16 protein-coding genes are annotated in these 19,825 nt (G+C 70.3%); 9 read left to right on the top strand and 7 right to left on the bottom strand.

All coding sequences use genetic code 11. From position 1 onward, the window contains the following. The first annotated feature begins 19 nt into the window (after positions 1-19). Positions 20-481, top strand: coding sequence for a hypothetical protein (locus tag ACN28I_RS16050; protein WP_420942892.1), 462 nt, complete (start codon positions 20-22; stop codon positions 479-481). Here the strand turns inward: ACN28I_RS16050 and ACN28I_RS16045 are convergent. Then, entirely contained in the window at positions 465-5,426 is a 4,962-nt protein-coding gene (locus ACN28I_RS16045; protein ID WP_420942891.1) for a hypothetical protein, read from the bottom strand. The two genes, ACN28I_RS16050 and ACN28I_RS16045, sit on opposite strands and share 17 nt — an antisense overlap. Before the next feature lie 118 nt (positions 5,427-5,544). Here ACN28I_RS16045 and ACN28I_RS16040 point away from each other — a divergent pair, with 118 nt between their 5' ends. Together ACN28I_RS16040 and ACN28I_RS16035 are read left to right on the top strand one after the other, a co-directional pair. Next, positions 5,545-7,383 carry a VWA domain-containing protein gene (locus ACN28I_RS16040; protein ID WP_420942890.1) on the top strand — a complete coding sequence of 613 codons (1,839 nt, stop codon included), beginning with the start codon at positions 5,545-5,547 and terminating at the stop codon, positions 7,381-7,383. A 119-nt stretch (positions 7,384-7,502) separates the two neighbouring features. Continuing rightward, complete coding sequence (locus ACN28I_RS16035; protein WP_420942889.1) at positions 7,503-8,756, top strand: GAF domain-containing sensor histidine kinase; 1,254 nt, start codon at positions 7,503-7,505, stop codon at positions 8,754-8,756. A 24-nt stretch (positions 8,757-8,780) separates the two neighbouring features. On the opposite strand, the gene ACN28I_RS16030 is transcribed toward ACN28I_RS16035, so the two are convergent. Genes ACN28I_RS16030 through ACN28I_RS16020 form a run of 3 tightly spaced genes read right to left on the bottom strand, consistent with a single transcriptional unit; the run spans position 8,781 to position 11,312 of the window. After that, on the bottom strand, positions 8,781-9,455 hold the full coding sequence (locus ACN28I_RS16030) for a hypothetical protein (RefSeq protein WP_420942888.1): 675 nt from the start codon (positions 9,453-9,455) through the stop codon (positions 8,781-8,783). Further along, positions 9,442-10,101 carry a recombination-associated protein RdgC gene (gene rdgC / locus ACN28I_RS16025; RefSeq protein ID WP_420948649.1) on the bottom strand — a complete coding sequence of 220 codons (660 nt, stop codon included), beginning with the start codon at positions 10,099-10,101 and terminating at the stop codon, positions 9,442-9,444. Before rdgC ends, ACN28I_RS16030 begins: the two co-directional genes overlap by 14 nt. A gap of 35 nt (positions 10,102-10,136) precedes the next feature. Then, positions 10,137-11,312, bottom strand: a complete 1,176-nt coding sequence (locus ACN28I_RS16020; protein WP_420942887.1) for a hypothetical protein — start codon at positions 11,310-11,312, stop codon at positions 10,137-10,139. A 75-nt stretch (positions 11,313-11,387) separates the two neighbouring features. On the opposite strand from ACN28I_RS16020, the gene ACN28I_RS16015 reads away from it, so the two are divergent. From ACN28I_RS16015 to ACN28I_RS16005, 3 genes are all read left to right on the top strand, one after another. Next, positions 11,388-11,855 carry an MAPEG family protein gene (locus tag ACN28I_RS16015; protein WP_420942886.1) on the top strand — a complete coding sequence of 156 codons (468 nt, stop codon included), beginning with the start codon at positions 11,388-11,390 and terminating at the stop codon, positions 11,853-11,855. Positions 11,856-11,889: 34 nt separating this feature from the next. Beyond that, positions 11,890-12,981: a hypothetical protein gene (locus ACN28I_RS16010; RefSeq protein ID WP_420942885.1), complete on the top strand. Its 1,092-nt coding sequence runs from the start codon at positions 11,890-11,892 to the stop codon at positions 12,979-12,981. A 77-nt stretch (positions 12,982-13,058) separates the two neighbouring features. Beyond that, complete coding sequence (locus tag ACN28I_RS16005; RefSeq protein WP_420942884.1) at positions 13,059-13,772, top strand: hypothetical protein; 714 nt, start codon at positions 13,059-13,061, stop codon at positions 13,770-13,772. Between the two features lie 14 nt (positions 13,773-13,786). Here the strand turns inward: ACN28I_RS16005 and ACN28I_RS16000 are convergent, their stop codons facing one another. Next, the gene (locus ACN28I_RS16000) at positions 13,787-14,644 is read right to left on the bottom strand and encodes an ATP adenylyltransferase family protein (protein ID WP_420942883.1); all 858 of its coding nucleotides are present in this window, start codon (positions 14,642-14,644) and stop codon (positions 13,787-13,789) included. A 54-nt stretch (positions 14,645-14,698) separates the two neighbouring features. Between ACN28I_RS16000 and ACN28I_RS15995 the strand changes: the two genes are divergently transcribed. Continuing rightward, a complete protein-coding gene (locus ACN28I_RS15995; protein ID WP_420942882.1) occupies positions 14,699-15,904 on the top strand; it encodes a transglutaminase domain-containing protein in 1,206 nt (401 codons plus the stop codon). 13 nt (positions 15,905-15,917) lie between these two features. On the opposite strand, the gene ACN28I_RS15990 is transcribed toward ACN28I_RS15995, so the two are convergent. Continuing rightward, positions 15,918-16,175: an acyl-CoA-binding protein gene (locus tag ACN28I_RS15990; RefSeq protein ID WP_420942881.1), complete on the bottom strand. Its 258-nt coding sequence runs from the start codon at positions 16,173-16,175 to the stop codon at positions 15,918-15,920. A 13-nt stretch (positions 16,176-16,188) separates the two neighbouring features. Then, positions 16,189-17,172 (bottom strand): hypothetical protein, encoded by a 984-nt coding sequence (locus tag ACN28I_RS15985; protein ID WP_420942880.1) that lies wholly within the window; start codon positions 17,170-17,172, stop codon positions 16,189-16,191. Positions 17,173-17,726: 554 nt separating this feature from the next. Between ACN28I_RS15985 and ACN28I_RS15980 the strand changes: the two genes are divergently transcribed. Next, positions 17,727-18,821: a hypothetical protein gene (locus tag ACN28I_RS15980; protein WP_420942879.1), complete on the top strand. Its 1,095-nt coding sequence runs from the start codon at positions 17,727-17,729 to the stop codon at positions 18,819-18,821. A gap of 159 nt (positions 18,822-18,980) precedes the next feature. Continuing rightward, positions 18,981-19,820 (top strand): hypothetical protein, encoded by an 840-nt coding sequence (locus ACN28I_RS15975; RefSeq protein WP_420942878.1) that lies wholly within the window; start codon positions 18,981-18,983, stop codon positions 19,818-19,820. Positions 19,821-19,825 lie beyond the last annotated feature (5 nt).

The following is a 19,825-nucleotide window of genomic DNA, read 5'->3' as shown; positions in this document are numbered from 1 at the left end:
CCTGGTGTAGAGAGGCGGCATGGCCGACAAGCGCCGCTTCGACCTCTTCGCCCAATTCATCACCGAGCGCTTTCCCGCTCCGCGCATCTACGACATCGCCGGAGGGCAGGGCCGGTTGAATGAAGCCCTGTCCAAGCTGGGCCGCACGGTCACCACCTTCGACCTACGCCACAAGCACCTGCCCGTCCGCTACGAGCAGCGCATGTTCACCCTGGAGGAGCCGTGCGAGTGCGACCTGCTCGTGGGCATGCACCCGGACGGAGCCACGCGGATCATCATCGAGTACGCGGCGAAGCACCGGCTGCCCTTCGCCGTGGTGCCGTGCTGCTCGGACAACAGCATGCCGTACAACCCGTGGCGCCGGTACCTGGCGGACCTGGCGCGCGAGCTCGGCGTCCCTCACGTGGAGGAGCAGGAGCTCCCCATGGAGGGCCGGGCCCGCGTCGTCCTCGGGGACTTCCGGCCTAGTCCCAGCCCCTGAGCGCGACGCGCACGCCCCGGAGCCACCGGTCCAGTTCCTGACGGCGCAGGGTGGCGAACACCCGGCCGCCCACGATGGAGAGGCCGGTGAGCGTCATCACCATGAAGCCGATGCGGTGGTCCCTCAACCCGGCGTGCACGAGCGTGGCCGCCACGTCCAGCGTGAGGAAGAGCGTCCCCAGGGCCAGGTAGGCGCGGATGTGCAGCACCATGCCGGCCGCCACGCCCAGCAGGCACGCCGCGCCGAACACGAGGGCATAGGTGCCGTCCGCCGCCTGGCCCATCTGCAGCGCCAGCTTCGCCGCCGCGGGCACGTACAGCAGCATGCCGCCCAGGATGCGCACCGCGTTCCTCGCCGCGCGCGGCAGGCTGCCCGTGAAGAGCTGCCCCAGCATCAACAGCAGCAGGCCGAGCGGCGCCAGGTAGATTTCGATGCCCTCCATGTCCATGGAGAGCGCGCCGATGAGCAGCGCCGCGTTGCAGGCCGTGGCCGCGAGCGAGCCGAACAGGCGGCTGCGCTCCACCGCGCCCAGGGCCGCGTACAGGAGGCCCGAGCCACCCGCGAGCAGCGCGGCCTCCTGCGTGGCCTCGCCGGGCAGCACCAGCGCCATGCCCACGGGCAGCAGCGCCGCGAACCGGCGTGTCGCCCGCTCCACCGGCGCAACTCCTGCCCGCCGCGCCAGCACCGTCACCCCCACCAGCACGAAGCCGAGAGCCAGGGCGAAGAGGGCATCGTGCTCGGGCCGCAGCTCCTGGGCATGGAGGGCCCTCACGAGCGCGTACACGCCCACCACCGCCATCTGCACGAAGTACACGTGCCGGCCCGTCATCTCCCGCCACGCGCAGTGCAGCGACACCGCCACCGCCAGGGCGATGGCCGAGCCCGCCAGCGGGAGCGCCTGCTCGTCCGGGGTGCTCGTCCAGGCCGCCACCAGCGCGAGCAACCCACCCGTCGCGATGAGCCACAGGTCCCTGCCCCAGGTGAGCCCCCGGGCGAGATCCTCGCGTCCTTCCCGCAGCCCGCGGTTGGCCGCGTGTGCGAGCGCCGCCACTGCGGCCACGCAGAGCGCCAGGGCCGGGCCGTGCCGCGTGAGGAGGGCCTCGTACCCCGTCCCCTCCGCGCCCGCCACGAGCGCCACCGAGAGGCCCGTCAGCGCGGCGAGTCCCGCCAGCGCCGTGGCCCATCCGGCGCCCAGCCGCGCGAGCGCGCCCTTCCACTGGGACGCGCCGATGAACAGCGTGGCGGCCACGAGCACCGTGGTGAGGGGCAGGGCCACGGACCGCATCCAGTCCCCACCGAGGCCGTAGGCGCTTGAGAGCAGGAGCTTGGGAACGGCCGTGTCCGCGAGGGTGGCGCCACCGGCGGCCAGCGCGTACACCGCCGCGTTCAGGGCGTAGAAGAGGGCGCCCAGTTGCGCCCGAGCGCGAGCATGGCCCTCGTCACGTCCCCGCCGGCGGGCCAGCCACGGGCTCAGCGCCACCACGGCCAACCCCACGAGGGCGAGCACGGGGCCCGGCCAGGCGCCCACGGTGGGCTCGCGATGCGCCAGGGCATGGATGACCAGGAGCAGGCCGAGGCCCGGCACCAGATGACCCTGGGGCCGCGCCCGCGCCGCGAGCAACAACAGCCCGGCGCAGAAGGTGAGCCCGGCGGCCTCCAGCCCGGGCTGGAAGAACGCCGCCGCGAAGACGAGCCCCGCGGCGTTGCCGGACCAGCGGTGCAGCGCCTCCTGAAGCCCCGGGCCGAAGGAGTCGGAGCCGGACTCCCCGAACAGGAAGTTCCGCACGACGTTGACCCGTGCGCCCACCGCACTCAGCACGAACCCCGCGCCGGCATAGGCGAGCCCCGCGGCGGCGATGCCCGCGAAGGCCCGGTACCACAGTTGGGGAACCGTCTCCCCGGAGGCCAGCCACGCCTCGGACGCGAGCCAGTGGCCGGCCCGGGCGGCCTCCAGGAACTCGGCGCGCACCCACTGCGCCCCCGGAGGCACCGTCGCCACCAGCTCATGTCCGAGCACGGTGTGATGCACGGCCCACAGCGCGGCGCCCGGGAGCCCCAGGAGCAACCCCAGGTGGGCGAGTGCCGCGGCCCGGAAGGAGAAGGCGAGCAGCAGCGCGAGGAGTCCGGCGCCCAGCAACTGGAGCGGAGGCACCACCGTCAGCGCGCGCGAGAGGCGGGGCACTCCGGTGCTCCACGCGCTGACCGTGAGCACCACGGCCAGCGCGGCCACCCCGGCGTGCGGGACGAGGTGGTAGATGCGGCCGTGGCGCTCCTTCTCCAGCAGTCGCCCGAGTCCCGGCCCGAAGCGCCGGGTGGCGAGCGCCAGCAGCCAGAGGCCCACGCCAATGAACGGGAGGCGGAAGGCGCTCACGTCGGGCGGGAGCGGGCGTCCCGCGCGGTTGAGCACCGCCGTGAAGGCGATGAAGAGGCCCGCGATGGCGAGCATCCCCACCGTGCCCCGCAGGCGCCACGGGGTGAAGCCGCGCGAGAGGAAGGCGAGCCCCGCGCTCCCCGTGAGCAGGGCACCGGCGAGCACGGCGCTGGAGCGCTCGGCGTCCGCCGGGAACTGCATCCAGTTCGAGAGGAGGAGGAGGGTGAACGCCACCCCCACGGCCGACACGGCGGCGAAGCCATCCGTGTAGAGCGCGCGGCCCGACTCGGGGAAGGGCAGCCGGATCCATCCGATCAGCCGCCGGCCTCGCGGGGCGGGAGTGGGCGCCTCGTTCCCGCGTCCTCGCAGCGACGCGATGGCGGAGAAGCCGAGCACGATGCTCGCGAGCAGCAGGGCACGGTCCGCGAGGTCCGTGACGATCAGCCTCTGGATGAACACCACGGCGGAGAGCGCGAGACCCCATGCGGCCAGGGTGCTGACGAGCCGGCTGCGGTCCCGCCTCACACGCAGCAGGAGGAGCGCCGAGGCGAAGACGAGCGGCATGCAGCCGAGCGCGGCATTCAGGAAGCCCGGGGGCTCTCCGTTGACGCTGGTCTGAACGCCGGGGAGGGCGAGCAGGACCCCCGACGAGGCCAGGGCGAGCGAGAGGTCATCCAGGGGTTGGAATTCGTCGCTCTGGAGGAGCCCCGCCACGCCGTAGAGCGCCGCCGCCAGGGTGAGCACGGAGAGCTGCGCCCAGTCCCTCGGCTCCACGCCCAGGGCGTCGATGGCACCGAAGGCGCCGAAGACGGCGGCAACGCCTCCCAGGTAATGCAGCGCCCGCCAGCGGTAGCCGCCCGTGAGGTGCGCGGCCACGGCCACCAGCGCGCCCGCGGCGACTTCCGGCCACCCGGTGTCCGAGCCCCAACCCGTGACGCCGTACGACGTCAGCGGCAGCGAGGCCAGCGAGAGCACCACGCTCCAGCCGAGCAGCCAGAAGCCGAGCCTGCCTTGTGGGCCCAGCCGGGCCACGGCGAGCAGCCCCGCTCCCACGGTGGCGATGCCCACCATCCACCCGCGCGGCTCGAGGGGCATCATCAGCCGGGCCAGGAGGACACCGGCCAGGGCCAGGGCCAGCACGGCCGGATGGACGAGGGCCCGGCGCCGGGGCTCGAGCACGAAGAAGGTCAGCGCCGCCGCCAGGGGCGTGAGGGCCGACGCGAGGTCCACCCAGGCGTCCACCTCGGGCTGCACGGAGAAGGCCGCCAGTGCCGAGGCGAGTGCGCCACTGGCCAGCACCGCGTGCGCGAGCGTCTCCACCACGGGCGCCGCCTGCGGATGGGCCTCGCGCGCCGAGGGCTGGCTGCTCACGCCCGCGGCCACCGCGGCGAGCGCCATCGCCCACAGCGTCATTCCCGCGAAGAGCGGGCTTCCCGGGTAGAAGGCGTCAAAGCCAGACGGCGTGCTCGCGACGGAGAAGACGGCGAGGGCGGCCGCGCCATAGAGGCTCGTGGTCAGCACGGAGAGCCCGGCCCGTGCTTCCTCCTGACGGGCGCGCCACGCCGAGGCCCCGAAGGCCGCCACACCCGCGAAGGTACAGAGGGTGCGCGTCCAGGGCGCCTCGTCCAGCCCCATCAAGGGCAGTCCGGCCAGCAGCGAGGGCAGCAGCGCCACCCCGAGCGATACCGGGGAGGCCCCGTACAACAGCCGTCCCGTGGGCCTCAGGGTGAGCAGGGCGAGCGCGGCGACTCCGGCCGAGGCGGGCCAGCCCATCACCGGGGCCAGACCCACCAGGGAGGACAGCGCGACGAAGACGACGGGCAGCAGCGCGATACCGATGCTCGCGAGCACCCGTCCCGCCGAGGCCGAGCGCCGGGCGAGGAGCACCCCGAGCCCGACGAAGGCCGCGTGGTAGGCGAAGAGGGCGCCCGTGACGAGCAATTGCCGGGGCACGCCTCCGAGCGCGCGCCACGCCTCGCGCACACCCATGAGGGAGCCGCCGAGCACCAGCACCGCGCCGAGGAACCACCACACGTACTCGTGCAGCTTGGGCGCCGCGCCGCTCGCGGGGTCATCGAGCGCCACCATCGCATCCAGCCCGCCCCCGAGCGCGCCCGCGTCCCCGGTCTGGAAGAGCGCCTGCCCCGAGTCCGACGCCAGGCCGATGCCTTCCTCACGGGTGTGCGATCCGGCCTCGCGCTCGCGCTCCTCGCGCGCCGCGTTCTCCAGCGCCTGGAAGAACGACTGGCCCCACGTGGGGCGCCAGTCCTCGAGCTCCCCGAGCTTCCCGGCGAGCGCGTCGGCCTTCTGCTCCAGGGTGCTCGCGTCCTCGAGCAGCGGCACCGCGACGGCGGCGCTCGCGGCGGACGCGGCGTACAGGGACGCGGTGAGCTGGGTCGCGGTGGAGGGATCCAGCAGCCGCGTGGCCTGCCAGTCGGCGATCCGCCGCTTCAGCTTCTCGCGGACGAGCCTGTCCACCTGGGCTCGCGTCGCGGGCTCGAGCATGGCGCCGCAGTCCGGACAGGTGTCGCGAGTCTCTTCCTCGCGAAGCTCGGCACAGACCAGGCAGATCATTGGGGTCCCCATCTTCCCTATTGCATGCGTCCGACGTGTCAGGGCGGGTAGGCCCGGGGTGACGCATGACAGAGGGTGAGACTAGGCTGTTTCGCCTCCTCCTCGAAAGGGCCTGGCCATGAAGGCGTCCTACACGTTGAGCCGTCCGGTGCTTCCCGTCGGTACCTCCTCGAAGATCGACCTGCTGGTGTCGTTCAAGGCGGAGGCCCCGGCGGCGGCGGCGAAGCGCTCGCTCAACCTGGGCCTCGTCATCGATCGCTCGGGCTCCATGGCCGGACTTCCGCTCAAGCACGCCCTCCAGGCCTCGCGCCAGCTCGTGGAGCGCATGGGGCCCGAGGACTGGCTCTCCATCGTCACCTATGACGACTCCGTCTCCACCGTGCTCGCGCCCGTGCGCGTCACCGACAAGGCGGCCATCGGCGCGGTGCTCTCCAAGGTCCGCGCCGGCGGCTGCACCAACCTCAGCGGCGGTTGGCTCAAGGGCGTGGAGCACGTGAACGCCTACAAGGCGAGCGAGCGCATCAACCGCGTGCTGCTGCTGACGGACGGCCAGGCGAACGCGGGCATCACCCAGCCGGAGACGCTCATCGCCACGGCCCGGGAGAAGTCCGCCGCGGGCGTCATCACCACCACGCTGGGCTTCGGCGCCAACTTCAACGAGGACCTGCTCATCGGCATGGCCAACGCCGGCGAGGGGCACTTCTATTACATCCAGTCGCCCACGGACGCCGAGGGCGTCTTCGGCATCGAGATGGAGGGGCTCGGCTCGCTCATCGCGCAGAACCTGGAGGTGACGCTCAAGCCGGCGCCCACGGTGAAGGTGGCGAGCGTGCTCAACCGCTACCGCTTCGAGTCCCGGGGCCAGGAGGTGGCGGTGGGGCTGGGCGACGTGTACTCCAGCGAGGAGCGGCAGCTCGCGGCAGAGCTGTCCGTGGACGCGGGGGCGGCGGCCGGCCCCGTGACGCTGGCCACGCTGGTGTACCGGGCGCAGGCGGTGGTGGACGGCGCCATCCGGGAGATTTCCGGCGAGGTGCCCATCGTCGTCAACCTGGCCTCGGCCTCCGAGTCCGCGGCGGTGTCGGCGGACAAGAACGTGCTGGCCCAGACGAACCGCCTGCGCATCGCGCGCGTCAAGGACCAGGCCGTCGAGCTCGCCGACAAGGGGGACCTCACCACGGCCTCGCAGCGGCTGCGGCAGGTCATCGGCGAGCTGTCCGCGACGCTCGACAAGGCCTCCTATGACATCGCCGAGGAGGTGGAGCAGCTCGCGCACTACGCGCAGCGCCTGGAGTCGAGGAAGTACGACTCCGTCATCCGCAAGGAGCTGAGGGATCAGTCCTACCAGGCGGGCACGCGCAGCCGTGGGGACCTGGCGCTGCGAGGCACGGAGGGCGGCTCGGCGGACAGCCTGGAGGCGGTGGCCAGCGCGGGCAATGGCATCATCCTCGAGTGCGTGCGCGAGGGCGGCAAGCTGCGCATCCACGCCGCCTCCGAGGGGTACGACCCGGGCTTCAACGTGCAGTTCCCCCGGAGCGTGCGCGAGGAGGGCGTCACGTACGTGGTGGACAAGCTGGAGCTGTCGGGAGACGGCACCTTCTACCGCGTCAATGGCCTCATCAAGCGGCTGGTGCTGCCGGGGCAGGAGCGCGCGGCGCGTCCGGCGGGGGCCACCGGGGTGAAGAAGGGCAAGCCCACCGCGTCGAAGGTGACGGCGGGCTCGGCGGCGGATCTGCCCACCACGAGCTCCGTGGGCACGGGCGTCATCGTCCAGTGCATCAAGGAGGGCAGCAAGCTGCGCGCCCGCGTGGTGTCGGACGGGTACGACCCGAACCTCAACATCCGCTTCCCGCGCGACATCCGCGAGGAGAACGTGCTGTACGTGGTGGAGGAGATCACCACCACCGCCAATGGCGGCTCCTACATCGCCTGCGGTGACATCCACCGGCTCGTCCAGTAGCGGCTCAGCCGCGGCGGGGCTGACAGGCATTCGGGGCCAGGGACGGCTGCCTGGAATCCGGACGAGAGGTGTTCCCACGTCCAATGCCATTCCCGGTCTTCGTCCGCAGGGTTGTCATTGTGCGGTCTGAAAAGAAACAGAATGAGAGCGAGCGGCGGGAGCAGCTCTGGTCCGCGCTCGAGAAGCTCCTCGAGCTGCCGGCCGCCGAGGTTGTGTCCACGATGGGGAGTGTCAGCCAGCTCCTGGCGGAACTCTTCGCGGCCGACAAGGTGGACATCTTCTTCCTGGAGCCCTCGAGCCAGACGCTGGTGGCCGCCGGCGTCAGCGACACCCCCATGGGCCGCAAGCAGAAGAGCCTCGGGCTGAACCGGTTGCAGCTCGCCAATCGCGGCCGGATCGTCCAGGTCTTCGAGACGGGCAAGTCCTGGCACACGGGCCATCAGGACGAGGACCCCGAGGAGCTGCCCGGCATCAAGTTCGGGTTGGGCATCCGGTCCGCCATCGCGGTGACGCTCGACGTGGGGGGAGAGCGGCGCGGCGTGCTGGAGTGCTCCTCGGCCGAGGCGGAATTCTTCTCCCTGGATGACCTCCGCTTCCTGGAGGTGACCTCCCGGTGGGTGGGCATGGTGGCGCACCGGGCCGAGCTCGTGGAGTCCTTGACGAAAGCGGCCACCGAGCAGGGCCGCCGGGGCGTGGCCGATGAGCTCATCACCGTGCTGGCCCATGACATGGGCAACTACCTGGCCCCGTTGCGTGCGCGCATCGAGCTCATCCGCCGGCGGGCGGTCCGGGCGAAGGAGGCCGACGACCTGCGCGATGCCGAGGCGGCGCTCGCGAGCCTCGACGGTCTCGCACGGCTCACCGCGGATCTGCTCGACGTGAGCCGGCTGGACCAGGGGCTCTTCACCTTGCGCCTCCATCCCCTGGACGTGATGCAACTGGTGGAAGAGGTGCTGGCGGCCACCAGGACTCAGGCCCACGCGCTCGAGCGCCGGGGACCGGAGGAGTTCGTCCTCATCGGGGACCCCGAGAAGCTTCGCCAGGCGCTCTCCAACCTCGTCGCCAACGCGGTGAAGCACTCGCCCCCGGGAGGGGCCGTGACGGTGGAGGTGGAGCGGCAGACCCGCGAGGATGGGAGCTGGGCCGTCATCTCCGTCACCGACCAGGGGCCCGGAGTGCCGCCCCACCTGTTGCCCCGGCTGTTCGAGCGTTTCGCGCGGGGACCCGGCTCCTCGGGGCTGGGGCTCGGGTTGTTCCTCGCGCGGCAGATCGCCGTGGCCCACGGCGGGACGCTGGAGGTCCACTCGGCGCCGGGCAGGGGTGCCCGGTTCGTGCTCTCGGTGCCGGGGTACCGGACCGGGCCCGCCCAGTGAGCGGGGACGGGCCCGGGGGCCGGCTCAGCCGCGGGCGGCGCGGGCGAGCTGCATCTTGGTGGCGCGAGGCGCCTCGTCCTCGCCCTTCATCCAGCTCTTCATCGCCGGGACGACCTTCTTGCTCCAGTTGCGGCTGGCGCGCACCTGGAGGAAGGCCTGCACCAGCGTGTCCACCATCCCGGAGAGCTGCTCGGTGAGGTAGAGCCGCTCCAGCAGCCGGTCATCCTCCTCCTCGGCCATCAGCTCCGGCAGCCTGGCCGCGCGGATGTCGAGGAACTCGGCGTCCAGCGTCACCTCGTACACCTTCTCCCCGTGGGTGAGGCGCCAGCGGGCCTGGTGGACGAGCAGGCCGCGGTCCATGGAGTGCTTCACCTGCTCCGAGTAGGGAGCGAGCGCGCCGCGGGCCATCAGCTCGGTGACGTCGCCGTTGACGCCGCGCAGGGTGCAGCGGCCGGTGTAGAGGACGACGAGGCCGGTGCCCTCGAAGTCCACCAGCGCATCGCCGGACTCCGAGCGCCACAGCAGCCAGGTGAGGAACTCGCGGCCCAGGTAGGCCCGGCCGCGCAGCAGTTGCTCGCGGGCCTTGTCTCGTTCGACTTCCGCTTCGTCCCGCGTCTCTTCCTCGGTGGCCCCGCCGTCGACGCCCGTGTCGCCGCGCATGAAGGCCGCTTCGATTCTCGCCTGCTCACGCTTCCCCATGGCTCACCTCGCTGCTGGGAATCTCGTTGTGGGAAATCTCCATGCCGATGAGCTCCGGCGTGGGGACGAGCTCCTCGTCCTTGATGCCGGCGCGCGCGGCCAGGGAGGCGGGCACCAGCGGCTGGAGCTTCACCTCGAAGGCCGTCTCGATGGCCAGGAGGATTTCATCCACGGCCTTGCGCGAGGCGGCCCAGATCTGCACCTGCTGCGTCTGCAGGTTCCAGCTCACGTCGTGCACCTTGGTGGAGGGCACGGAGCGCTGGCGCAGCATGTGGCGCAGGGAGGCGCGGTTCTCCGCCTTCTCCCCGCGGGTGGGCTGACGGCCATTCTGCTTCTCGAAGGCGGTGGCCCACTTGTCCAGCTCGGCCTTGAGCTGCGCGGCGGGCACCTTGACGGTGTCGATGCGGAAGCCGAACAGCGCGTAGTCGCCGTACAGGATGCTGCCGGCGGAGAAGTCCGTGGAGTCATGGTTCTCCAGCTCCACGAAGCCCGCCGCCCGCTCGTCCTCGGTCTTCTTGAGGTCGATGGGCTCGAAGGCCCCGGACTTCAAGCCCTTGGCGAGCCAGCGTTTCGTATCGGAAGGGGCGTTTCCGGCCGGCTCGGACCGGAAGCGCGAGAAGGTCACTGCACCACTGAGGACTGGCATGAAGCCCGGCAACTTGGACAAGCCGGGCCCTGCCGTCAAGGCACTGCTGGTGCGGCCTGCGTCCGGGCGGCGCGCTTCTTCTTCCAGGCCTTGAATTCGGGGGACTTGACGAAGCCCTCGTACTGCTCGATGCCCTCCAGCTCGCTCAGCTCCACGCGGGTGTCGCGCTCGATGGCGTCCAGGTAGCGGGCGGTGTCCTTGTACTGCTTGTCCTGGAGCGACAGGCCGATGAGCACCCAGTGGGCCAGGGCGAGGGTGGGCTCCTGGGCCACGGCGGCCTTGAAGTGGCCCAGGGCCGTCTTGCGGTCTCCCTTGTCCAGCATCACGCTGCCGCGCAGGTACTGGAGGTAGGGGTCCTTCACGCGCTGATCCAACCGGTCGATCATCTTCATCACCGTGGCGTAGTCCTTGCGCATCATGTGGCCGTCGATGGAGATGAGATCCAGGCTGGGATCGTTGGGGAAGGCCTTCTCGAAGTCCTGGATGGTCTTCTGGTACTCGGCCTCCTCGAGCTGGGCGGTGGCGGTGAGGCGCAGGAGGAGGAAGGGCTTGCTCTGGCGCAGGGACCGCGGCAGCGCGTCGAAGGTCTTCACCACCTCGGCGAACTTCTGCTCCTGGACGAGCTGCTGCATCTCCTTGAGCTTGGAGGCGTTCTTGAGGAAGTCCTGCTCCTTGCCCATCATCTTGTCCACGAGATCGTAGCCGGCCTCCTTGGCGGCCTGGAGGTACATGCGGCGCATGGTCTCGCTGAAGAGCTCGCCGGTGATGTAGGGGTAGAAGTCGGCGATGACGACCTGGCCATCCGCCTTCCGGGCCAGCTCCAGGTCCAGGTAGTTGACGCCGCCCTGGGAGGTGATGACGCGGAAGAGGGCGTGCGGGGCGCCGCCCTCCATGCGCAGGCGCAGCATGCGGAAGGAGGACTCATCCTCCCGCGTGGCGACGAGCTGCTTGCCGAGCTGCATGCCCGAGCGGCGCATGCCCGAGGCGAAGCCGTCGTGGAAGGCCGGGGGGACGGAGGTGCCGCGCGTGGCGCGCGCGAGGAGCAGCTCCAGGTCGATGCGCGCGTCCAGGATGGAGGCATCACCCGCGTTGATGCCTTGCTCCAGTTCCGTGGTGTAGGCCACGTAGGCGGGCTCCATGGCGGGAGCCTTGGCGGGAGCGGGCGCGGCCGTGGGCTGGGCCGCGAGGACGAGGAGGAGGAGGGAGAGCATGATGCGCGCACGGTACACCGGGGGCGCACGCGCTGGCTGTCCAAATGCCCGCGCTGCTGGTAGATGGCCCGGGCCATGAGCGACTTCTTCCCGCAGATGACCTCCAACCTGGTGCTGGCGTTCCCAGGCTTCCGCCTCTACGCCCTGTGCGCCGTCATCCTTGTCATCAAGATGTTCGCGGTGGGTCTCTACACCGTCCGCACGCGCTCCCGGCTCAAGCTGGCGACGAACGCCGAGGACGCGGCCCGGTTCGGAGCCCAGCTCACGACCACCGAGCACCCGGACGTGGAGCGCGTGCTGCGCGCCCACCGGAACGATCTGGAGAACATCCCGGGCTTTCTCATCCTCGGCCTCATCGCCGTGCTGGCGGGCGCGCCGGTGCTCGGTCTGCGGATCTGCTTCATCGCCTACACGGCCGCCCGGGTGGCGTACAGCGTCGCCTACATCAAGGCCATGCAGCCCTGGCGCTCGATGACCTTCGGCATCGGGACGCTCTGCATGTTCGCGCTGTGCGTGATGATCCTCCTCCGCATCCTGTCCTGAGCCAGACCCCGCCCCCTCCGCAGGAGCCCCGCCCATGCCCCAGATGCTCGACAGCCTGCCGGTCCTCTACCGCGACCTCCTGCCCGACTTCTTCCGCGCGCAGATTCCCAACGAGGAGAAGGCCACGTGCTCCTCGTGCGCCATGTGCCCGTCCTCCGCGTCGGGGGCCGTCGAGTCCGTGGACGGGGTGAGCCGCCTCTTCCGGCCGGACACCAAGTGCTGCACCTACTACCCCAAGCTGCCCAACTACCTGGTGGGCGCGCTCCTGTCCGACACGCGCGACGAGCTGGGCGAGGGGCGGCGGCGCGTGGGGGAGAAGATCGCCGGCCACGTGGGCGTGACGCCGCAGTGGCTCCGCCCGTCGGCCCGCTACAACCTGCTCTACCGCAACTCGCGCCAGTTCTTCGGCCGGGCGCTCTCCATGCGCTGCCCGTACTTCGAGGAGCAGCAGGGCGGTTGCACCATCTGGCCCTACCGCGAGGCCGTGTGCTCCACGTTCTTCTGCAAGTACGTGGCGGGCGCCGACGGGCGCAAGCTGTGGATGACGTTCAAGACGTACCTGGCGCTCGCGGAGATCCAACTCTCGCGCTACGCCGTGCTCCAGTTGCTGCCCGAGTACATCCTCACCGGCCGTGACAAGCCGGACCCGGCGGAGACGCCGACGCTGGAGGACCTCGATGACAAGCCGCTGCCCGAGAAGGAGTACGCCGCGCTGTGGCGCCAGTGGGCGGGCCGCGAGGACGACTTCTACCGGGCCTGCTTCGACACCATCCGCGCCCTGTCGCCGGAGCAGGTGGAGAAGATCATGGGCCTGGATGGGGTCATCGAGCTGAAGGTGCTGGAGAAGAGCCTCCGGGATGCGGTCGCGCCCCAGCTCCCCAAGGTGCTCAAGCTCAACCCCGAGGCCACGGTGAAGTGGCTGGCGGATGGGAGCGTCGCGTTGGGGGCGTATAGCGAGTACGACGCCGTGGCGCTGCCCGGGCTGGCCTACGCGCTCCTCGTGGAGTTCACCGGCCGCGAGCCCGTCGAGGCGGTGCGCGAGCGCCTGCGCAAGGAGAAGCAGGCGGATCTGCACGAAGACATCCTGCTGGAGCTCTACCGGCACCGTATCCTCACGGAGGCCTGAGCCCTCCGGGCGGGTTCCTCCGGGGCGGGGCTCGGGCATCCAAGAGGGGAGAACGGATGCGAGCAGGAGTCGAGGCCGTGGGAAGGCCGTGGAGGCTGTCCTGGGTGCTGGTGCTGGTGTGTTCCGGGTGCGCGGAGCTGCGTGCCGCGTTGAATCCGCCCCCGGCGCCTCCGCCGCGGGTGGTGCAGGTGCAGGCGCGGGTGCCTTCGCCGAAGTGTCCGGAGCGCATCGCCCTGGAGGAGCCGCTGGAGGCGGACCTCGTGCGCTCGCTGGGGCCTCGCTCCTTCGTGCCGGGCCTGTCGCTGACGCAGCTCGGGCTGCTGGGCGCTTCGGACGGGCCCGAGGTGCGCGGCTCCTTCCAATCCCAGCTCACGCTCGCCGACGGGCCCGTGGAGCTGGTGGGGGTGACGCTCCAGAGCGGCGCGGGCCTGGTGCTGTTGCGGCCGGAGGCGGACGGCTACTGCGTGGTGAACACCTGGTCCACGTGGCAGTCCTCGGACACGCGGTACACGCTGGACTCCGCCTGGACGTCCCCCGACGGCAAGCTGGCCATCCTCCTGGTGAAGCTGGTGGTGGCGCCGGGCTCGGAAGGGGAGGAGACGCGGTGGGTGGTGCTGGGCACCGATGGAGGGCGCGCGTGGATCGCCCTCGGCAAACCGCCGGAGCACCAGCTCCTGGTGCCCTCGGTCCGCCTCGAGCCCAAGGGCAAGCGGCTCTACCTGGACGTGAAGCTGGAGCGCACGTCACGCTTCGCGCTGGGCAAGGACGGACACTTCATCACCGGGCAGTAGCGCGGTGCCTGGGCTCAGGGGGCTACCTGCCTCAGCAACTCCAGGGGTCCCAGCTCCTGGAGCCGCTGGAGCTGCTCCGTGTTCTTGACGAGCAGGGAGCCGGCGAAGCCCATGGCGTTGACGTTGATGCCGTGGGACTCGGCCCGGGCGCGAGGCACCAGCATCATCCAATCCCGTGTGGTGAGCAGGTTGTAGGGAGGCAGGGGCAGCGCGCGCCCGATGCCCAGCTCCGACATCAGCAACTGATAGGTCTCGAGCAGCCGGGCTCCGTCCTTCGCGGGGGAGGACGTCCACGGTCCGAGGCGCCTCACCGCGTGGGCGAAGTCCGGGGCCCCTGGCAGCACCTTTTCCATGGGAACCCGCAACCCGTCGGGGCCGAGCGGAGGGATGAGCTGGAGGTGCTTGTGGGGCTGGCTGGCCCCGGCCACCTCGCCGGAGTTGTAGAAGCCGAGCCCGTCCAGGCCGTCCATGCAGAGCGCGAGCGCCTCGAAGTCCGCGGTCGTGAGCAGGGACTCCTGCTCCTCGAAGGCGCGCGTCACGATGAGCAGGTGGTGCTCCACGACGTTGAACTTGTTGAGCAGGCACAGGTGCGTGGGCGAGAGCCCGCCCACCACGAGGTCCGGATCCGGGTTCTCGAAGGGATCGAAGGGCACCGTGCGGGGCTTCTCGCGCTTCGCCCGCTCGTCCTTGAGGTGGGCCCGGCCGAGCACGCGCACCTGGAAGGGGACTCCCCGGTGCTCCAGCGTCTGGCAGTCGGTGGCGATCGGCTGCAGGGCACCCGTGGCCAGTGCGTGCCGGGTCGTGGCGACGATCCGGGGCCACAGATCCTCGGGCCGCAGGGACGGCTCATGGGAAAGCGAAGGCGTGCTCATCACGTCGCGGATTATCGCAGGCAATCGCCCCGGGTGGGGGCCGTAAAGGGGCGCATGCGACACTCCGCGTCCCTCACCGTCCTGCTGGCCCTGCTGGGCACCGCGCCGGCCGCGCTCGCCGGGGCCCCCTCCGCCACCCCGGGCCCGCTCGAGAAGATCTCCATCGTCGAGTCCTCCAACCTCAAGCTGGACGACCGCTACCGCACCCTGAAGCTGCCCGAGAGCCCCGACAGTCCCGAGCTCCGCCAGCTCCGCGAGCACGTCCTGAAGCAGGTGGACCTGTCGCGCCGCTCGGACCCGGAGGTCATCCTGGCCGCGCTCGAGTGGGTGAGCATCCAGTGGGACCATGACGGGATGAACGAGCCCGCGCCGGGCACGTCGTCGTACCAGATCCTCCAGAACGTGAAGCAGGGGCAGCGCTACCGGTGCGTGGAGTACGGCACGGTGGTGTCGGACCTGCTGCTGTCGCTGGGCTACCCGTCGCGGCCGCTCGGCATCATGACGGCGGATCCCGCCTATGGGGGTTTCGGACAATCCCACGTGGCGTCCGAGGTCTGGTCCAACACGCTGGACAAGTGGATCTTCATCGATCCGCAGTTCAGCATGGCCGCCACCTACCAGGGGCGCTACCTGAGCTTCCACGAGATGTACCAGCTCAAGCGCGAGGGCCGGTTCGGGGAGATCCGCTTCACCCCCTCCCCACGCTACCTGGAGCGCCACAAGAAGACGCCGGAGGAGCTCGACACGCAGTACCGGGAGTTCATCGGCCGCTACTTCGGCTACATGAACATCCCCTACCTGCGGGACGGGAAGAAGGCCACGCTGGTGCTGCCGCTGGAGGGCAAGGGGCAGTTCGCGACCTTCCAGGGGTTCCACGCGGATGGCCTGCTCTTCACCGATGACCCACGGGAGCTCTACTTCCCGCTCAATCACACGCAGGTGCTGTTCACGTACAACAACGCGCGGCGGCCCATCGACCTCATCCAGGAACACGGCATCACCACCGAGCAGGAGTTCCTGAACAAGCGGCCGCTGTTCGCCGCCCGGCCGGACTACACGCTCACCCTCCAGCACGGCATGCCCTGGTTCGCGCACTACGAGCTGCGGGTGGACGGCGGCGAGTGGAGGCGGGTGCCCGGCGACACGGTGCCCCTGAAGCTGCACGCGGGGCTCAACACGCTCGAGGTCCGGGCGGTGAATCGGGCGGGGGCCGCCGGTCCCATCAACCGGATGAAGATCCGGTACGCGGCGGACCCCTGAGCCGTGGCACCGTTCAGCCGCGCAACAGCCGCTCCACGAGCGCCACGTACTGCTGCATGGCCGCTTCCTTCCCCAGGCCCTTGCGGCCCGCCCAGGCGTCGTACTTGGCGCGTCCCTTGAGGTCCAGCATCCCCGGGCGCTTGCCCTGCACGTCCCCCTCGGTGGCCTGTTTGAAGAGCGAATACAGCTCCAACAGCGTGTCGTTGGAGGGGCGCGTCTTGAGGGTCTTCACGCGCTCCTGCGCGGAACTGAAGTCATCTGTGAGTGCCATGTCGGTGTCTCCTCTACTTCATCAACTCTTCCATCCAGCGAGCGAAGGGCTCCGACGCCACTACCGGCCCCAGCCGCCTCCGCAGTGCTTCGCGGCCCAGCTCCTGGAAGGTATCGGACAGGCCGAGCTTCTCGAGCACCTCGCGCACCGGGCGCTTGCCGTCCCGCTCCATCACGCGGGTGAGCAGGCCCTCCAGCTCCGCGCTGGCGTCCCGCGAGGCGAGCCACTGGGTGAGGGCCTTGCGCACCACCGCCGCGCTGCCGGGCACGTCCGCGCGTGAGAGCTCGCGTCCGAGCTTCGCCACGGGCAGGCTCAGCACCCCATCGAGGATGGCCACGCGCATCTCCGCCTGATCCGCGGCCCGGCTCGGGTCGGTGAGCGCGTCCGCGAGCTGCTGGAAGATGCCGGTGAGCGCCGAGTCGGCGAAGTCGCGCGCCCGCTTCTCCACCTGGCGCTCGATCTCATCGGAGAGCGCGCCGGCGATGCCACCCAGGGTCCCGCCCGAACTCTTGGCCTGCTCGGCCGCGAACTTCGCCAGGCCGGAGAAGCCCTTGGCGAGGCGGTTCTCCGTCACGGGAGCGCTCACCTTGCGGCTGAACTCGATGAGCACGTTGAGCAGCAGCGCTCGCGCCAGCGCGCGGACGGGCGGACGGTCCAGCACGGTGAGCACCAGCGCCCGGTCCGGCGAGTAGCGGCGGGAGGCCAGCTCCGCCAGCATCTTGGGCAGCTCCGGTGGCACGGCCTCGCGCACGGTGCGCGAATCCCCGGTGAGCTGGTGCTGGAGGTGCTCGAGCGCGGCGGCGAGCTCACGGTCCGCGGTGTCGGAAGCGAGCCAGCCCTCGAGGGCGGCCCTCAGCGCGCGCGCCACGAGGGCGGGCGGCAGGAGGGTTTCGAGGGGCTGGGCGAGCTCGTGCTCCACGACGAGCGAGGCGAGGCGATCCAACGGACCGTCAGGAGAGGAATCCTGGAGTCTGGCGAGGAGGTCCTGGGCATTCATGGCGGCGCACAGTATGGCGCGGCTCGCGGCTTCCGCCTCCCGGAAAGCATCCGGGATGTCGACAGGTGGGCCCCGCTTCACGCTCGAGCTTTGCCTGGCCGCCTGCCCAAGGACTTCGTGGACGTGGGGCATACTCCCCGCCCATGAAGAGACTCCCTGCGTTCGCCCAGCTGGCCCTGGCCTCGGGCTTCTTGCTGTGGTCCGTCGCATGTGCCACCTCCGAGGTGCATGCGCCCCAAGCCGTCGCGGGGCGAGCAGGGGCCACTACCCTCCGGCCGCAAGGGCCGGTGGTCTTCGACAGTGGGGCTCCAGGTTCCTTGGCGCCTCGCTCGAGTGGCACCCAGGAGCCTGGAGGTGGACGCATCCAGGCGCGTCCGCTGCCCGTGGGCCTCCGCGAGATGGGCGACGGCCGGCTGAAGCTCTTCCGCCCCTGGTGGCCGCCCGACCTCACATTGGAGGTGCTGAGCGTGGAGGAAGTCCGCCCGCTTCTGACAGCCTTCGCGCCCTAGCACCCACCGCTGGGACCTCGGCTTCGCCTGTTGGAATCCCCGGGAGTGGGGCTGTCTCGGGGTGCCGCGACGCGGACCGAGACGAAGCTGCACGAGGAGTTTCTCAACCAATTCGGCCCCGCGTTGCTACCACTGCCCGAGTCGCTGGCGTCCAGCCGGCTGTTGCTCGCCCTGCAACTGTCCACCCGCTACATGGGGGAGGGCGTCCGCGAGGCGGCGCGGGAACTCTTCAATTCACCCGCCTTTGTCCTGGGCGTTGGCCTGTCCATCGGGGTGTACTTCGCCGCCTGGCTGGCACCGGAACCGTTTTTCTCCAAAGCATTCGCGGCAACCCTCACGCTGCGCCTGGCGCTCCTGGTGGGGTTGGTGGAACTGGGGCAGGTGGCCCAGGCGTGCCTGAGACTGTATCAGCAGGTGGAAGCGGCCCGGACGCCGCAGGAGGTGGAGGCGGCCTCGGCGCGCTTCGGCAAGGTGATGGGGGGAACCGGGCTGAGAGTCCTGGTGGTGGTGGTGAGCATGGGGATGGGACGGATGATTCCGCAGGTGCCAAAGGGCGGGATCTGGTCACTGCTGCCGTCCTTGGGCGCCACGTCGGAGGGAGCCCAGGTCATGCTGGGCACCATCGCGACAGCGGAGGTGGTGGCGGACGGCACCCTCATCGTCACCGGCACGGCGGTGGGAGAAGTGGCGGCGTCCGCATGCTCCAAGTCTGGGCTATGCACCATGATGACGGGCGGTGCTTTCAAGGAGGAGGCGCGGCTCTCCACCCGCTACGGTCCGCCACACACGCGCCAGAACCGGCCACACAACGAGGCCATTGAAAAGGAACTGGCTGCGAGAGAGGCAGCGGGGCACTCGAGGCTCGAGAAGAACAAGGCGCAGTTGGATGCCATGGGTGAGCGTGTCCTGGATCGCCAACCGGTCAACGGCGTTCGATTCCGGAGACCAGATGCCTCGTCGGTGAGACCTGATGGAGTGCGGCATAACACCAACTACGTCTCCAACCCGCGCAACCTGAAGGACGAGCTCGAGGCCTTCGAGTCCATGGTTCGCTCGGACCCGGGAGCCATTCATGAGCTGTATCAGCTCAATGGAACGCTGGTCAGACGTTTCGTCCCGCCAGGCGTGAGCTACCCTTAGGCGCGAGGACAGGGCGAGCTGATGGCACGTGAGCCAGACATGAATCAGTGGAAAGAGGAACTGGTCGCGGTGTTCCACAGTGGGGACGAGGCTCGAGCCCGTGCCATGGTGGCCCAATGCAGTGCGCAGCCTCGAAAGACCCGGGCTCTGTTGGAGGTCATGCTCGAGGACGCAGATGCACTCGTGCGCCAGACGGCTGCATTCGCGCTGGGCGAGCTGGGAGGAGCCGCCAGCGCCAGACGCCTCGAGCAGCAACTGGCCCTGGAAGAAGCGCGTGGGGACTACGATGGCGAGTCTGTCGCGACAGTCATCACCCAGGCGCTCGGGCGGCTCGAGGACGCAGGCGCTCGAGCGAGTCTGGTGCGCAGACTGCACCGGCTGGTGGCCAGCCCTGCACCCGAGCACTCGGATGTGAGCACGGTGGCGCGCTCTCTGTGGCGCAGACGCCACCCGGAGCTCATTCCCATCGTCCGGCAAGCCCTGCAGCGGCTCGCCCCCCCCGTCTCGCGCTCTTTGCACGGCCTGCTGGCACTCCTGGAGAAGTTTCCAGAGGAACTTCGCGCCTGGGCTCGAGAGCCCTCGGTGCCCGTCGAGCACAAGACGGGAGCCCTCACGCTTCTCGAGGAGGACATCCCGGACGAGCTGCTCGCCGTCCTACCCGCGTTCATCTCCGCGGCCCATGCCCTCGTCGAAACAGCCGTTGGGCAGAAAGGGACGGCTTCCTACTATTGTGACCGGCTCTTCACCCTGGTGCTCCTTCACCGGGAGCGCCTGCTGCCCGCGCTCCCAAGCGATGCTCGTGCCGAGCTGCGCTTCTTGGCTCGGCGTCTGGTGGCGGCCCTCTCCACCAACTGCAGCCTTGGTGCTGCCGTCGTGCTGCAGCACGTGGGCCAGCGCGAGGACGCTCCTCTTCTGGAGGCCAACCGGCCGACGGAGCCGATTCTTGCCAAGGTCTTCGACGAGGCCGCGCAGGTGTTGCGCCAACTCCCTCCCGACTGAATCAC

Origin of the sequence: Archangium gephyra, from assembly GCF_049060025.1 — a bacterium.
GTDB lineage: Bacteria > Myxococcota > Myxococcia > Myxococcales > Myxococcaceae > Archangium > Archangium gephyra_A.
This window is presented reverse-complemented; position numbering and strand designations above follow the sequence as displayed.